11 protein-coding genes are annotated in these 14,854 nt (G+C 73.3%); 9 read left to right on the top strand and 2 right to left on the bottom strand.

Annotated features, from left to right (window positions below; translation table 11 throughout):
- Positions 1-11: 11 nt before the first annotated feature.
- From AB0424_RS11915 to AB0424_RS11885, 7 genes are all read left to right on the top strand, one after another.
- Positions 12-2,282, top strand: a complete 2,271-nt coding sequence (locus AB0424_RS11915) for a VCBS repeat-containing protein (protein ID WP_366304375.1) — start codon at positions 12-14, stop codon at positions 2,280-2,282.
- A 165-nt stretch (positions 2,283-2,447) separates the two neighbouring features.
- The gene (locus AB0424_RS11910; RefSeq protein ID WP_366304373.1) at positions 2,448-4,688 is read left to right on the top strand and encodes a VCBS repeat-containing protein; all 2,241 of its coding nucleotides are present in this window, start codon (positions 2,448-2,450) and stop codon (positions 4,686-4,688) included.
- Between the two features lie 50 nt (positions 4,689-4,738).
- Positions 4,739-5,071, top strand: coding sequence for a hypothetical protein (locus tag AB0424_RS11905; RefSeq protein ID WP_366304371.1), 333 nt, complete (start codon positions 4,739-4,741; stop codon positions 5,069-5,071).
- Positions 5,072-5,119: 48 nt separating this feature from the next.
- Complete coding sequence (locus tag AB0424_RS11900; protein WP_366304369.1) at positions 5,120-7,318, top strand: VCBS repeat-containing protein; 2,199 nt, start codon at positions 5,120-5,122, stop codon at positions 7,316-7,318.
- Between the two features lie 98 nt (positions 7,319-7,416).
- On the top strand, positions 7,417-9,711 hold the full coding sequence (locus AB0424_RS11895; RefSeq protein WP_366304367.1) for a VCBS repeat-containing protein: 2,295 nt from the start codon (positions 7,417-7,419) through the stop codon (positions 9,709-9,711).
- 58 nt (positions 9,712-9,769) lie between these two features.
- Positions 9,770-10,420: an HAD-IA family hydrolase gene (locus AB0424_RS11890; RefSeq protein WP_366304776.1), complete on the top strand. Its 651-nt coding sequence runs from the start codon at positions 9,770-9,772 to the stop codon at positions 10,418-10,420.
- A 100-nt stretch (positions 10,421-10,520) separates the two neighbouring features.
- Complete coding sequence (locus tag AB0424_RS11885) at positions 10,521-12,539, top strand: protein kinase (RefSeq protein ID WP_366304365.1); 2,019 nt, start codon at positions 10,521-10,523, stop codon at positions 12,537-12,539.
- On the opposite strand, the gene AB0424_RS11880 is transcribed toward AB0424_RS11885, so the two are convergent.
- Positions 12,528-12,932, bottom strand: coding sequence for a Zn-ribbon domain-containing OB-fold protein (locus tag AB0424_RS11880; protein ID WP_366304363.1), 405 nt, complete (start codon positions 12,930-12,932; stop codon positions 12,528-12,530). The genes AB0424_RS11885 and AB0424_RS11880 overlap by 12 nt on opposite strands.
- A complete protein-coding gene (locus AB0424_RS11875) occupies positions 12,932-13,381 on the bottom strand; it encodes a DoxX family protein (protein WP_366304362.1) in 450 nt (149 codons plus the stop codon). Before AB0424_RS11875 ends, AB0424_RS11880 begins: the two co-directional genes overlap by 1 nt.
- A 232-nt stretch (positions 13,382-13,613) precedes the next feature.
- Here AB0424_RS11875 and AB0424_RS11870 point away from each other — a divergent pair, with 232 nt between their 5' ends.
- Entirely contained in the window at positions 13,614-13,970 is a 357-nt protein-coding gene (locus AB0424_RS11870) for a PadR family transcriptional regulator (RefSeq protein ID WP_366304360.1), read from the top strand.
- On the top strand, positions 13,967-14,716 hold the full coding sequence (locus AB0424_RS11865) for a hypothetical protein (protein WP_366304358.1): 750 nt from the start codon (positions 13,967-13,969) through the stop codon (positions 14,714-14,716). The genes AB0424_RS11870 and AB0424_RS11865 overlap by 4 nt, the downstream gene beginning before the upstream one ends.
- The last annotated feature ends 138 nt before the right edge of the window (positions 14,717-14,854 follow it).

Raw genomic sequence — 14,854 nt, 5'->3', positions numbered from 1 at the left:
AAACGATCCCCTTGACTCGTTCGCACAGACCCCGCCACCTCGCCGCCGCCGTGACGGCCGTCCTCGCCGTCACCGCGGGCGTCGCCGTCACCGCGGTGCCGGCCGCCACCGCCGCCCCGAACGCCGTGCGGGAGGCGCAGGCGCCGCAGGCCGCCGAGGCGGTGACCACCCTCCCGAGGAACTCGCAGGTCGTCAGCGCCGGAACCACCGGGTTCCTCAGCACGGTCGGGACCCCGACCGGCTCCGAGTACCGCTGGACGAACCACACGACGGGCGTCACCACGGTCCTCGCCGAACCGCTCACCTCCTACATCGGCAGCGGCTCCGACATCGTCTTCTCCCGCAAGCAGGGGGAGAGCGTCTACTGGATCAACGACATGGCCCACCCGAGCGGCATGCGGACGGGCATCACGCCGCCCGCCTCGTACTACGTGCGCGCGGCCGTCGGCTCGTCGCTCGTGGCGTCCTCGGTCAGCGAGACCGACCAGCTCAGCGTCGTCCTGCTCCGCAAGGACAGCGGCACGACGGGCATCACCACCACCCCCGTGCGGACCGGCACCGACGGCAAGGGCATCCCGGCCGACGCGCGGCTCGGCAGGATCGCCCTGACGGCCCCCGGCATCGCCGTCCTCCAGTACTCCACGGGCACCCTCGACGACGCCCGGTACTACGCCGCCGCCGTGGACACCTACACCGGCGAGGTACTGGAGACGCTCCCGGCGGGCACGAAGCCGATCGCCGCCTCCTACGCGACCGCCACGCACTGGTCCTGGATCGAGTACACGAACCCCGACCGGGTCCGCCTCTTCACCGCCCCGCGCGGCGGCCTCGGCTCGCCCGCGTCGACCTCCACCGACCTCGGGTACCTCGACGGCGGCTCCGGCATGCACGTGGGCGTCGTCGGCGACTGGGTCACCTACGCCCGGCCGTTCGGCGGCTCGGCCGACTCCCCGTCGGCGCTCTACCCGCTGACCGCGCGTTCCCTCACGGACGGGAGGACCGTCAAGCTCCTGGACCACGTGGCCACCGTCTCCACCGCCTCCGACGGCTCCCTCCTCGTCCGCGGCGGCACCCTCGCCCAGGGCGAGGGCATCTACCGGATCGCGCCGGGCGGCGACGGCACCCCGGCCGCCACCCTCGTCGCGGGCACCGACGCGCCGACGGCACTCAAGCTCACGGGCAACGACGTCCCGCCCGTCGTCGACCCGGACCAGAACGGCGGCACGACGACCTTCACCTGGGGCCTCTCCCGCGGCAACGCCTCCGGCACCGTCACCCTGCGGCACACCCGCACCGGCAGGGCGGAGACGATCAGCTTCTCCGGCCTCGGCGACACCGTCGCCAACACGGGCACGGTCCGGTTCAAGTGGCAGGGCACGCTCACCGGCTTCTCCGCGTACAACGGCGACTACACCTGGGACTTCCGCGCCAAGCCGAACAACGGCATCGGCCCGGAGGTGCGGCAGACCGGCGCCTTCAAGGTGGTCCGCAAGCCCGCCGGGCACGACTACACGGACAACGGCACCCCCGACCTGCTGCTCCGGGACTCCGCCGGCCGGCTGTGGCGCGACGACCTCGTCAAGGGCCAGTTCTCGGACTACATCCACGAGACCGAGCACAAGCTGCTCGGCGCCGGCTGGAACGCCTACGACCAGATCGAGGCCGTCGGCAACGTCGCTGGCGGCAGCGCCGGCGACCTCGTCGCCCGCGACACCGCCGGCGTCCTGTGGAGCTACCTCGGCAAGGGCGACGGCACCTTCGCCACCCGCACGAAGATCAGCGCGGGCTGGCAGGGCTACAACAAGATCACCGGTGGCAGCGACGTCACCGGCGACGGCTGGGCCGACCTCTTCGCCACCGACACCGCCGGCGTCCTGTGGCTCTACCAGGGCACCGGCAACTGGAAGACCCCCTACTCGGGCCGCACCCGCGTCGGCGCCGGCTGGAACGGCTTCAACCAGATCGTCGCCACCGGCGACCTCATCGGCACCGCCCACGGCGACCTCGTCGCCCGCGACACCGCCGGCGTCCTGTGGCTCTACCCCAGCACCGGCGGCGCCGGCTTCGGCGCCCGCGTCCGCCTCGGCGGCGGCTGGGGCGGCTTCACCCACCTCGTCGGCACCGGCGACGCCGACCGTGACGGCCGCAGCGACCTCCTCGCCTACTCCCCCACCGGCGGCACGCTCGTCTACGTCGGCACGGGCAACCCGTCGGCGCCCCTCACCCGCACCTACACCTCGCTGTACCCGTCGGGCTCGACCTCGTACAACCTGATCGGCTGAGCAGGACACCCGTCCCGTCCCCCCCGGCGTCGCCCCGCCGTGGGGACGGGACAGGCGAAAGATCGAACTGGTGAAGGAGATGCGCACAACCCTTCGCCGCCCCCAAGAGTCCCCTCCTTGACGGCGGATCACCGCCGCCGCAGCACTCCGGGGGGAAGGATCCCTTTGATCCGCGTTCACACACCTCAGCGCCTGCTCGTCACGGCCGTCACGGCCGTCCTCGCCGTCACCGCCGCGGGCATGACCACCCCCGCGGCTGCGGCGCCCTCCACCACCGCGTTCACGGCCGCCGCCCTCGCGGTCACGGCGGGCGAGCAGGACGCTGCCCCCGCCCTGCCCGCCGGCTCGCACCTCGCCGCCGGAGGCCCGTCGGGCGTCCTGACCTCCGTCGCCACCGAGACGGGGACCGAGTACCGCTGGACGCGGTACTCGACCGGCGTCACCACCGTGCTCCCTCCCGGCCCCTACCTGGGCAGCGTCGGGACCGACCTCGCCGTGACGTCCGCGGAGGGCGTCCACACGCTGTACGACCTCGGCACCGGCGCGGACCCCGTCGTCGTGGACACCACCGCCCTGGGCCCGAACGCCGACCTCCAGCGCCTGGCCGGATCCACCCTCGTCATGGCCCGGCCGAACGCCGTCGGCGGCACCGAGGTCCACCTCGTCGACAAGCCGGAAGACACGGTCGTCGACCGCACCGTCACCGGCCTGCCCGCGAACGCGTGGGTCTACCGCTACGAGGTGTCCACCCCCGACACCCTGCTCCTCGCCTACAACACGGCCGGTGCCCCCGGGAAGCACCTCGCCATCGTGGACGTCGCCACCGGCGCCGTCACGGACACGAGGCCCCTCCCCTTCGTCGCCAACGAGGGCGACGCCACCGCCACCGCCCGCCTCGTGGCCTGGACCGAGCCCGCCGCCGACGGCTCCGTAACGCTGGCCGTGGCCCCCCGCGGCGACACCTCGGTCACGCGCACCCCGCTCGGCACCGGCAACGTCCAGGTCGAGCTCCTCGGCGACCAGTGGGTGACGTACGGCGTCGGCTCCTACCGACAGACCGCCCCCAACCCCCTGCACGGCCTCACCGCCCGCTCCCTGACGACCGGAAGGACCGTCAAGCTCCTCGACAGCATGGAGCGCGTCGTCGGCGACGCCCACGGCGGGCTGCTCGTGCGGGGCGGCACCGCCGCCCACGGCGAAGGCGTCTACCGCGTCTCCGTCGACGCCGCCGGCGCCCCCACCGCCACCCTCGTCGCGACCACCGGCGAGCCCACCGCCATCGGCGCGGTGACCCGGCAGACCCCCGGCACCGTCGACTTCGGCACGGGCGGGAACGCCCGGTGGTCGTGGGAGTTCGACCGGGGCAACGTCGAACTCCGGCTCCAGCTGACCCACACCGCCACCGGCCGGCGGTGGACGTCCGAACCCCAGCACCTGGACCGGGCGCACGTCCTCGGGGTCGAGTGGACCGGCATGACCGACAACCGCACCTCCGCTCCCAACGGCGCCTACACCTGGCGGATGACCGCCCGCCCCACCGACGGCATCGGCCCGGTCCTGGAGCGGACCGGCGCCCTCACCGTCGCCAACAGGCCCGCCCCCCACGACTTCTCCGACAGCGGCGCCCCCGACCTCCTGGTCCGCGACGGCTCGGGCCGGCTCCTCGGCTACGACGCCCGCCAGACCCTGTACGAGACCGGGCGATGGGGCACCCCGTCGCAGCGCGAGCGCGTCGACCACGGCCCCGGCTGGAACGCCTACGACCGCCTCACCGTCCCCGGCGACGCGGGCGGCTCCGCCCACGCCGACGTCCTCGGCCGCGACAGGACCGGTGTCCTCTGGCTCCACCAGGGCACCGGCAAGGGCTTCTCGCCCCGGACGCGGATCGGCGGCGGCTGGCAGATCTACGACCAGCTCGCCGCCGGCAGCGACGTCACCGGCGACAACCGCCCCGACCTCGTCGCCACCGACAAGGCGGGCGTCATGTGGCTCTACAAGGGCACGGGTTCGTCCTCCACCCCGTACGCGAACCGTGTCCGCGTCGGCGCCGGCTGGACCATCTACGACCGGGTCACCGCCACCGGCAACATCGCCGGAGCACCCGCCGGCGACCTCCTCGCCCGCGACAGGGCCGGCGTCCTGTGGATGTACCTCGGCAAGGGCGACGGCACCTTCGCCACCCGCATCCGCGTCGGCGCCGGCTGGAACCGCTACTCCGACATCGTCGGCGTCGGCGACACCAACCGCGACGGCCGCCCCGACCTCGTCGTCCAGGGCGTCGCCGGCGGCACCCACGAAACCCTCGCCCACTACCTCGGCACCGGCGACTGGCGCGCGCCCTTCGGCTCCCGCCAGGGGGTCTACAACCCGGAGCCGCTCGGCACCGGCGACGTCACCCTGTTCTGACCCTCGGACCACCCCGAGCGCCCCGACCCCTTCAAGGAAGGCATCCCCCCTTGCTCCGCACCCGCGCCCGTGCTCCGTTCCGCCTCGCCGCAGCCGCCGCCCCGGTCGGGGCGGCGGTGACCGCCGACGACCCGGTGCAGGACGAGACCGTCGGCAAGGGCGACGGCACCTTCGACACCCGCATCCGCGTCGGGGGCGGCTGGAACGAGTTCGCCACCACCTTCGGCATCGGCGACGCCGACCGTGACGGCCGCAACGGCCTGGTGGCCCTCGACGACAGCGGCATGCCGTACCTCTACAAGGGCACGGGCAGCCGGCGCGCCCCCTTCCAGGGCCGCACTCCCGCCTACTCCTATGCCCGCCTTCCCATCAGCACGTTCTGAACAGCGGCCGCGGTGTCTTTGCACCGCGCCATCCCAGGGGGTAACACCATGAAGCACGCACACACACGTCACGGCCGGCGGCTGGCCGTAGCGGTCACGGCGGTCCTGGCGGTCACGGCCACGGCCGGGACGCTGGTGACCGCTCCCGTGGCGGGGGCCACGGTCGTGGCGGGGGTGCAGGACGCGTCGGTGACGCTGCCGGCGGGCGAGGTCCTCGCCAGCGCGGGCACGACCGGGTTCCTCACCTCGAAGGACGACGGGACCGGCGGGGCCACGCTGACGTGGACGAAGTTCGCCGACGGGTCGAGGACGACGATTCCGGGGGCGTACGGCCTCCCGACGCGCTCGGACACCGTGATCGCGCAGCAGGACGGACAGTTCGTCCTGCGGGACATGGCCTCGGGCGGCTACCCCGTCTACGTGAAGCCGGCCGGGCGCATCGAGGACTACATGGTCGTCGGGGCGGTGGGCTCGACGGTGTACCTGAGCGCGCCCAACAACAACGGCGCCCAGGACCTCTACCGGCTGACCCGGGTGAACGGGGTGCAGCAGCAGGAGAAGATCTCGTACCAGATCGACGCGCAGAACTTCCGGGTCATGGCGCACTCGGGCGCCGACGTCCTCATCCTCTTCACCCGGAAGGGGAGCGGCGACACGCACACGTACTGGCAGGCGACGGCGAGCGTGCTCGGCGGCTTCATGCGGACGCCGTGGACCACCGGGGCCCGCGTGTCGAGCGCGACCGCCGCGATCTCCCCGTCGTACCTCGCGTGGACGGAGTACCCGGACGGAGTCACGCGGCTGGCCGTGCAGAAGCGGAGCGAGTACGCCCCGTTCAAGAGCATCAACCTGGGAGTGGGGACCGGTGGCGAGCTCGTCGGGTTCTCCGGGGACTGGGTGCTGTACGGGGTGCCGGGCGGGCTGAACGCGTCCGTCCGCAACCCGCTGCACGCGCTGACCGCGCAGAACCTCGTCACGGGGGCGACCACCACCCTGCTCGACCACTTCACGGCGGCGACGGTCACGCCGGACGGGATCGTCGTCCAGGGCGGCAGGATGACCGACGGCGAGGGACTGTTCAGGATCACCGAGTCCGCCACCGAGCCGCAGGTTGCGCTCGTGGCACCGACGCCCGGTGCCTCGTCGACGCCGTCCGTGGTCGGCAGCAAGGTCCCGGCCGTGGCCCAGCTGGACCGCAACGGCGGGCTCGTGCCGATGGAGTGGACGCTCTCGCGCTCCAACGTGACCCTCGACGTGACGCTGCGGCACAACGCGACCGGGAAGGCGTTCACGAAGCGCCTGGTGGAGCCGACGGCTCCGGCGCGGCTCACCTGGGACGGCCTGACGGGCGGGGTGAGCGCCCCGAACGGCGCCTACACGTGGCAGGTCGTCGCGACGCCGCTGAACGGCATCGGCGGCCAGGGCTACGCGACCGGCTCCTTCACGGTGGCCCGACAGGCCAACCCCCACGACCTCACCGACAACGGCTCCCCCGACCTCCTCGCGCGGGACGCCTCCGGCACCCTGTGGCGGGACGACACCCTCGACTGGCCGGTGGCCGGCCAGGTGACGCCGGCGAAGCCGCGCGTGAAGGTCGGTGCCGGGTGGAACGCGTACAACCTGATCGAGTCGGCGGGGAACATCGCGGGCGCCCCCGCCGGTGACCTCATCGCCCGGGACACGACCGGTGTCCTGTGGAGCTTCCTCGGCAAGGGCGACGGCACGTTCGCGAACCGCGTCAAGATCGGCCCCGGCTGGGGCGTCTACACCGCGATGGCCCCGGGCTCCGACCTCACCGGCGACGGAAAGGCCGACATGGTCGCCACCGACACCGCCGGCGTCCTCTGGCTCTACAAGGGCACCGGCGCCTGGAACGCGCCCTACTCCGGCCGCACGAGGCTCGGACCGGGCTGGGGCGCCTACAACCAGATCACCGCCACCGGCAACATCTCCGGCGGCCCGGCCGGCGATCTCGTCGCACGGGACGCGTCGGGCGTGCTGTGGCTGTACCAGGGCAAGGGCGACGGCACGTTCGCGGGCCGCGTGCGGATCGGCGGGGGCTGGAACGCGTACAGCCAGCTGGTGGGCGTCGGGGACGCGAACAACGACGGGCGGCCCGACCTCCTCGCCTACGGCGCCGCCGGCACCCACGTGTTCCTGGGCACGGGCTCGTGGTCGGCCCCCTTCACCAAGTCGACGACGCCGCTGTACGCGGGCGAGGGAACGAAGTTCACCTCGGTGTCGTGACGCGGGCGACCCCGGCGTACAACCTTTCGAAACCCTCTTGAGTCTTGTGGGCGTGGAGGTGCCCGCCACGCCCGCAACTCTGGGGGAGGAACACCGTTTTGTCCGGAGCACGTACGTCCCGCCACCGGCTCGCCGCCGCCGTCGCACTCGCCGTCACCGTCGGCACGCTCTCGGCCGCGCCGGCGGCGGTGGCCACGACCACGGCCGCCGGCGAGGCGGCCCCCGGTGCCACGACGGAACAAGGCCCCCTCGCCATGCCGGCCGGCGCGCAGGTCGTCGGCAGCGGCCCTTCGGGGTTCCTTGCGACGCACCTGGAGGGCACGACGCGCGTCTACACGTGGACGCGGCACGAGGACGGTGTCCAGACCCGGCTGCCCGGGTCGCGGTACGCGGCGAGCCCCGGCACGGACATCGTCGTGCGCATCGAGGGCACCACGTACACGTACGTCGACATGTCCACCGGGGCCGAGGTGGCGGCCTTCGACACCGCCACGTTCGGCGGAGCCTATTCGCTGTTCCACCACACGGGCACCACGCTCGTCGCGGCCACCTACGTGAACAACCATCGCGAAGTGCACCTGTTCAGCAGGGACGGGCAGGGGCGGCTCGTCGACCGCAAGTTGACCGGCGTGCCCGACGACGCCGCCTACATGCGCTTCGACACCGGAGCGCGGTCCGGCACCGGCGCGCCGGACACGCTCCTCGTCCTCTACGGCACCCGCCCGGACCGCGTGGAGAAGTACCGGGTGGCGCTGGTGGACGTGGCCACGGCCGCCGTAGTGGAGACGTACGACGCCCCCGGGACCCGATCGACGTCCGCCTCGGCCGTGTCGTCGACCCACGCGGTCTGGACCGAGTGGCCCAGCCCGGGCGGGTTGGCCCTCGCCGTGACCCGGCGGGGCAGCACGGAGACCGAGCGACTGCCCCTGGGCAAGGCGTACTCCTCGTCCAGCGTGAAGCTGATGGGCGACTGGGTCGTCTACGGCACGCTCGGCGGGGGCACCTCGACCCTCTCCACCCCTCTTCACAAGCTGACCGCGCGCTCGCTGAAGACCGGCGAGACGGTCGAGCTCCTGGACCACGCGTCCAACGTCACACAGTCCGCCGACGGCTCCCTGATGGTCACCGCCGGCACGGTCGCCCAGGGCGAGGGCATCTACCGGATCGCCCCGGACGAGACGGGCAGGCCCGCCGCGTCCCTCCGGGTGACCACCGGCGTCCCGACGGTCCTCACCGTCAAGGGCGAGACCGCGCCTCCCAGCGGCGTGGTCGACCTCGACCGCAACGGCGGCTCGCTGAAGACGTCGTGGACGTTCAACCGCCACAATGCCACGGTGCGCCTGGTCATCCGGCACACCGGGACCGGCAGGCAGTGGGACTCCCTCGCCCAGGCGCCGCGCACGGCGGACAAGCCCTTCGACATCACCTGGGACGGCACCTTCAACGGCACCGGCGCCGGCCTTCCCGCCCACAACGGCGACTACACCTGGACGATGACGGCGCAGCCCGCCAACGGCATCGGCCCGGACGTCGTCCGGAACGGCGCCTTCACGGTGGCCCGCGCGGTGCGCCCGCACGACTTCAACGACAACGGATCGCCGGACCTGCTGATCCGCAGCCGCCAGGGCCTCCTGAACGCCTTCGACGGCAAGCACGTCCTGAACACCGCGGAGACCAACGTCTTCCAGCCTCACGCCCTCGGCGCCGGCTGGGGCGTGTACGACGAGATCCTCACTCCTGGCAACGCCGCCGGCACCCCGTACCCCGACCTCCTCGGCCGCGACAGGACCGGCGTCCTCTGGCTGTACCAGGGCACCGGGAAGGGCTTCTCCACGCGCGCCCGCATCGGCGGCGGGTGGCAGATCTACAACAAGCTCGCCGCCGGCAGCGACGTCACCGGCGACGGCCGAACCGACCTCCTCGCCACCGACACAGCAGGCGTCATGTGGCTCTACAAGGGCACGGGATCGACCTCCACCCCGTACGCGAACCGTGTCCGCGTCGGTGCCGGATGGAACATCTACGACCGGGTCACCGCGACCGGCAACCTCGCCGGAGCCCCCGCGGGCGACCTCGTCGCCCGCGACAAGGCCGGCGTCCTCTGGACGTACCTCGGCAAGGGGGACGGCACCTTCGACACCCGCACCCGCGTCAGCGGCGGCTGGAGCAGGTTCGACACCCTCGTCGCCGCGGGCGACACCGACGGCGACAGCAGGAACGACCTCGTCGCCTACGACCGTGACACCGACTCCGTCACATCCGTCATCCTGTACCGGGGAACGGGCAGCTGGAAGGCACCCTTCGCGTCCGGCTCCTCGCTGTACAACTACCCCCTGCACAACATGGACCCGTCGGGCATCGCCCTCGGCGGATACGGCGAGACCGTCCACTGACGGGTTCCCGAAGCGGCCGGCGCCCCGGATGCGAGGACGACGTAGCATCCGGGGCGTGATCACCGAGAACCCCGCCCCCGTACCCGCCCACACCCACGTCCTCTTCGACGTCGACGGCACGCTGATGGACGCCGTGGCCAACCAGCGGCGGATGTGGCACGCCTGGGCCGGGCGGCAAGGGCTGGACGGGGAGGAGGTGTACGCCGTCGCGCTGCGGACGCGTCCGGTCGAGACGTTCGCGACCGTGGCTCCCGGGCTCGACGCGGACGCCTGCCTCGCCCTGCTCCACGAGCTGGAGGACGAGGACGTCCGTACGGGGACGTACACGGCGTTCGACGGAGCGGCCGAGCTGCTCGCCGCGCTTCCCGCCGACCGCTGGGCGCTGGTGACGTCGAACTACGAGCACCGCGTCCGCGGCCGTTTCGAGCGGACCGGGCTCCCCCTTCCCGGGCTCGTCGTGGACGCGGCGTCGGTGACGGAGGGGAAGCCCTCCCCCGTCCCGTACCTGCTCGCCGCGGAGAGGCTGGGCGTCGATCCGGCCGACTGCCTGGTCGTCGAGGACGCGCCGTCCGGGGTCCGTTCGGGGCTCGCCGCCGGCATGACGGTCTGGTCGGTGAACGGCCCGGCTCCCGTGGCCGGCGCCCACCGCCACTTCCCCACCCTCGCCGAGGCGGCCGAGGAGATCCTGGCGCCGCTGATCCGGACCTGAGCCCTCCGGCCAGACCCCTTTCCTCACCCTCAACAACAGGACCGCAACGAGGAGTTGGGTTCCGTTCAGATGGCAATCACCCTCGGCTAGGGTGTGGCCCATGCAGGGGGAACCGGAGAATCGTTCTACTTTCGAGCGCCTGAAGGGCAGCGGGGCCATGCCGCTGGAGCCGGGGGACCCCCGGCGGATCGGGGCGTTCAGGCTGCTCGGGGTGCTGGGGTCCGGAGGGATGGGCCGCGTCTATCTCGGCGCGGTGGAGGGCAAGTTCGCGGCGGTGAAGCGGGTCCTGCCCGTACTCGCCGAGGACGTCGACTTCCTCAACCACTTCGGACACGAGCTGGACAACCTCGCCCGGCTGCCCGCGGGCGCCAACACCAGGCTGCTCGCCAGCGACCGCACGGCGAAGCCCCCGTGGTTCGCCACCGAGTTCATCCCCGGGATCACGCTCAACGAGGCGATCCGCCTGCACGGCGGCCCGCTGCCCGGCGACTCCCTCTGGCGCCTCCTCCGCGGCGCGGCGGCGGGCCTGCGGGTCGTGCACGGCGCCGAGATGGTGCACCGCGACCTCAAGCCGTCCAACGTCATGCTGACCGGCGACGGGCTCTCCCTCATCGACTTCGGCGTCGCCCGCGCCGCCGACCAGAGCCGGCTGACCAGGACCGGCATGGTGATCGGGACGCCCGCCTACATGGCGCCCGAGCAGGCCGTCGCGGACCGCCGGCTGAGCGGCGCGGCGGACGTCTTCGCGCTCGGCAGCCTCCTCCTCTACGCGGCCAACGGCCGGCCTCCCTTCGGCGACGGCTCGGGTCCGGACCTGCTCTACCGGGTCGTCCACGCGGAACCCGACTTCGGGGGGCTGGCCGAGACCGAGCCCGCGCTGGCGGAGCTCGTACGGCGGTGTCTGGCGAAGGATCCGGCGGACCGGCCGACCGCCGACGACCTCGTCGGGCTCGCCGAGGAGCGGGCGGCGGGCGCCGTGTGGCCCGCGGCGGTGGCCGAGCGGATCGGCGAGCGGGCGGCGTTCGCGGCGGAGGCACCGACGGCCGCGCAGCTGGCGGCGCTGGAGGAGGCCGAGCCCGCCGAGGACGTCGCGACGGCGTCGCTGACCCCGCAGGGCGGCCGGGAGCCTGCGACGGCCTCGCCCGACCCGCTGGCCGTCACCGGCGGCGGGGCCGCCCCCGGCGAGCGGAGCAAGCGCCGCAACCGCTTCGTCATGCTCGCCGTGCCCGTCGTGGTGGCGACCGGCACCACCCTCACCGTCGCCCTCGGCCCGTACGAGATGGGCCGCCTGGGCGCCGGTCCCGGCGCCTCCCCCTCCCCCTCCGCGGTCGTCTCGCAGCCGGCGGCCGTGCCGCCGTCGGGCGGGACCGGCTCCCCGTCCGGCACGACCCCGGCCCCGAAGCCGCCGGCGTCCACCCCGCCCGGCGCCTCTCCCGGCGTCCCCGTCCCGCCGCCGGCCGACGGGGGCGGGGCGGACGGAGGCGCGGCCGTCGGCGGCGCGGCGGGCGGTGGCGGTGGCGGTGCGGGCGGCACGGGCGCGGTGCCCGGCGGGTCCGGTTCGGGCTCCGCTTCCGGATCGGGGGCCGGGTCGGGTTCCGGGTCCGGTTCCGGGTCCGGTTCCGGGTCCGGTGGGGCGGCGACGACCCGGCCCGCTCCCCCGCCGGCCCCGACGACCACGAAGCCGGCGCCACCGCCGTCCGGAGGGAGTTCGGCGCCGTCGGGGACGTACTCCCTGGAGAACGCGAACACCGGCGACTGCCTGGCGGAGTACAACGCCGGCTTCGGCGACATCGTCACCACGGCCGAGTGCGGCGCCCCGGGCAACAGCGGCGCGACCTACTGGTACTCCTGGACGTACTCGCCCGGCGCGAACGGAACCTTCCGCCTGGTCAACAGGCACTCCGGCCGCTGCCTCCAGCCGGCCGGCAACACCGCCGTCACCACCGCCGCCTGCAACGGCGCGAGTCTCCAGTCCTGGAAGGTCGTCTCCTCGTCGTCGTCCGGACGGAGCTTCAGGAACATGAGCGACGGACGGTGTCTGACGTCGGGTTCCTTCGCCATGACCTACACCTGCGGTTCCGGCGCCGGCCAGCTCTGGCGGAACATCTCAGCCCTGTGAGCGGGGCGGCCCGAACACGGGGACGGTGACCTCGCCCTCCGGCCGGAAGGCGACCTCCAGGTCCATGCCGATGCGCAGGTCGTCGTGCGGCACGTCGACGACCTGCGTCATCATGCGGGGGCCTTCGGGCAGGTCGACGACGGCGGCGACATAGGGGACGCGGTCGCCGAACGGCGGCAGGTCGTTCCGGTGCACGACGGACCAGGTGTAGAGCGTGGCGCGGCCGCTCGCCGGCTCCCACCCGACCTCCTCGCTCCAGCAGTACGGGCAGAACTCGCGCGGATAGTGATGGGCGCGGGCACAGGCCGTGCAGCGGCGGACGAGGAGACGCCCCTCGGCGGCGGCGTCCCAGTACGGGCGGGTGAAGGCGTCGACGTCGGGGCCGGCGGTCATCAGAAGAGTCCGATCGCGGAGTCGAGGGACCAGGTCTGCCAGGACACGGCGAAGAGCGCGACGACGGAGATGAGCGCCATCATCGCGTTCTGCCCCTGCTCGGCCCAGTCGTGGATCATCAGGACGAGGTAGAGAAGGTTGAGGAGCAGGCCGCCGACGAGGGCGACCGGCGTGAGCAGACCCGCCACCAGGCCCAGGCCGAGGGCGAGTTCGGCGTAGACGACGACGTACGCCATCAGCCGGGGCCGCGGCGCGACGACCGCGTCGAAGCCCTTCCTCACCGGCGCCCAGCGGTGCCTGCCCGCGACGTCGGCCGCCCACGCGATGCCGGTGCCGCGCTCGAACCAGCCCTTCCTGTCCTTGTGCCGCCAGCTCTCCAGCCACCACAGGCCGAGGCCGATGCGGAGGACGGCGAGCCATTCGGCGCCGGTGAGCCAGAGGGTCTGCATGGGCGTCCTCTCGACGGAGCTCGATGGACCGGGTGGGGCGTTCGCCCGTTTCTGACGGTACGTCAGTTCAGCGCAGGGCGGGCGGGGAGCGCAAGAGGCGGGAGCCTCGGGGCACTCCGAGGTCACCCCGGGGCACTCCGGCCGGCATCCCGGAACTCCGGCGCCGGCATCCCGGAACTCCGGCGCCGGCAAGGCTTGCAGGAATCATTCGTCAGCAGGTACCTTGCGACACATGGTACTGCCGGGTGGGTCGCGATCAGGAGTGAGTCAACTCCGCCGAGGAATCCTGCAGTTCTGCGTCCTGGCGCTCCTGCGCGACGGCGAGAGGTACGCCTTCGACCTGGTGCGGGAGCTCTGCGACGCCCACGGCCTCGTCACCAGCGAGGGCACCATCTACCCGCTGCTCTCCCGCCTCCGCAAGGAAGGCTGGGTCGACACGGCCTGGCGGGAGTCCGACTCGGGCCCCCCTCGGCGCTACTACACCCTGACCCCCACCGGGCGGGCAGCCCTGGACGAGTTCTCAGGCGAGTGGGGCACCTTCAAGACCACCGTCGACAACCTCCTCAGCAGTGAAGGGAGCCACGGGTGATCTCGAGGCGAGAACAGCTCATCGACGAGTACCTGCGCCGCTTCGACAACGCGGCCGTGTTCCTCCCCGCCGACCGCCGGGAGGAACTCAGGCAGGAGATCGTCGAGCACATAGACGCCGGTCTGGAAGAGGCCGACGCCGTCCACTCCGCAGTGGTCCGCAGCGTCCTCGAACGCCTCGGACCCCCCGCCGACATCGTCGCGGCCGAAGTGGGCGGCCCGCGCTCGACCGGGTCCACCCCGGTGGTGATCCCGGCGATCCCCCCGACGGCTCCCCCGAGCACCCCGCCCGCCCCGTCGGCCCCGCCCGTCCCGCCGGCCCCGCCCGCCCTGGACAAGGCCGAGGGCGGGAGCGAAGGCGCGACCGGGTCGTTCGCCGCGCCCCACCCCCTCCCCTCTCCCCCCTCTCCCGCCGCGACCGGTTCGTTCCCGCCGCCCCCGACCCCCTCGCCGCTCCCGTCGCCCACGCGGCGGAGGACCGCCGTCCTGATCGGGGCGGCGGCGGCGGTGATCGCCTTCGGCGTGCTCACCCTGGGCGTTGCTGCGTCGAGCGGCGACGCGGGGACGGCGCCGTCGTACGAGGCCCCCGTCGCCACCGCCACGGCCGACGAAGGCCCCGGCGGCACCCCCACCGACGCGCCCACCGAGGAAGGCGGCGAACCCACCGACGCGCCCTCGCCGTCGTCCCTCGAGCCCACGTCGCCCCCGTCCCCGACCTCGGTCGAACCCACGGCGTCGCCCTCCTGACCCTCGCGGACAGAGGCCCGGGCGGCGGGTGCCGGACCCGCAGCCGGGACCCGCCGCCGGGTCCGGTAGCGGGGATTCCGGTCGGTACGTGACCGATTCGCAACCGAAATCCCTCTTGACCGAGACCCACTACGTGTA

Source organism: Streptomyces sp. NPDC051180, from assembly GCF_040689545.1.
In the GTDB taxonomy this organism is placed as follows: domain Bacteria; phylum Actinomycetota; class Actinomycetes; order Streptomycetales; family Streptomycetaceae; genus Streptomyces.
This window is presented reverse-complemented; position numbering and strand designations above follow the sequence as displayed.

Excerpts from the sequence above, each read along its gene's own strand:
- AB0424_RS11900 (WP_366304369.1), top strand. The coding sequence starts at position 5,120 with ATGAAGCACGCACACACACGTCACGGCCGGCGGCTGGCCGTAGCGGTC.
- AB0424_RS11885 (WP_366304365.1), top strand. The coding sequence starts at position 10,521 with ATGCAGGGGGAACCGGAGAATCGTTCTACTTTCGAGCGCCTGAAGGGC.
- AB0424_RS11880 (WP_366304363.1), bottom strand. The coding sequence starts at position 12,932 with ATGACCGCCGGCCCCGACGTCGACGCCTTCACCCGCCCGTACTGGGAC.
- AB0424_RS11875 (WP_366304362.1), bottom strand. The coding sequence starts at position 13,381 with ATGCAGACCCTCTGGCTCACCGGCGCCGAATGGCTCGCCGTCCTCCGC.
- AB0424_RS11870 (WP_366304360.1), top strand. The coding sequence starts at position 13,614 with ATGGTACTGCCGGGTGGGTCGCGATCAGGAGTGAGTCAACTCCGCCGA.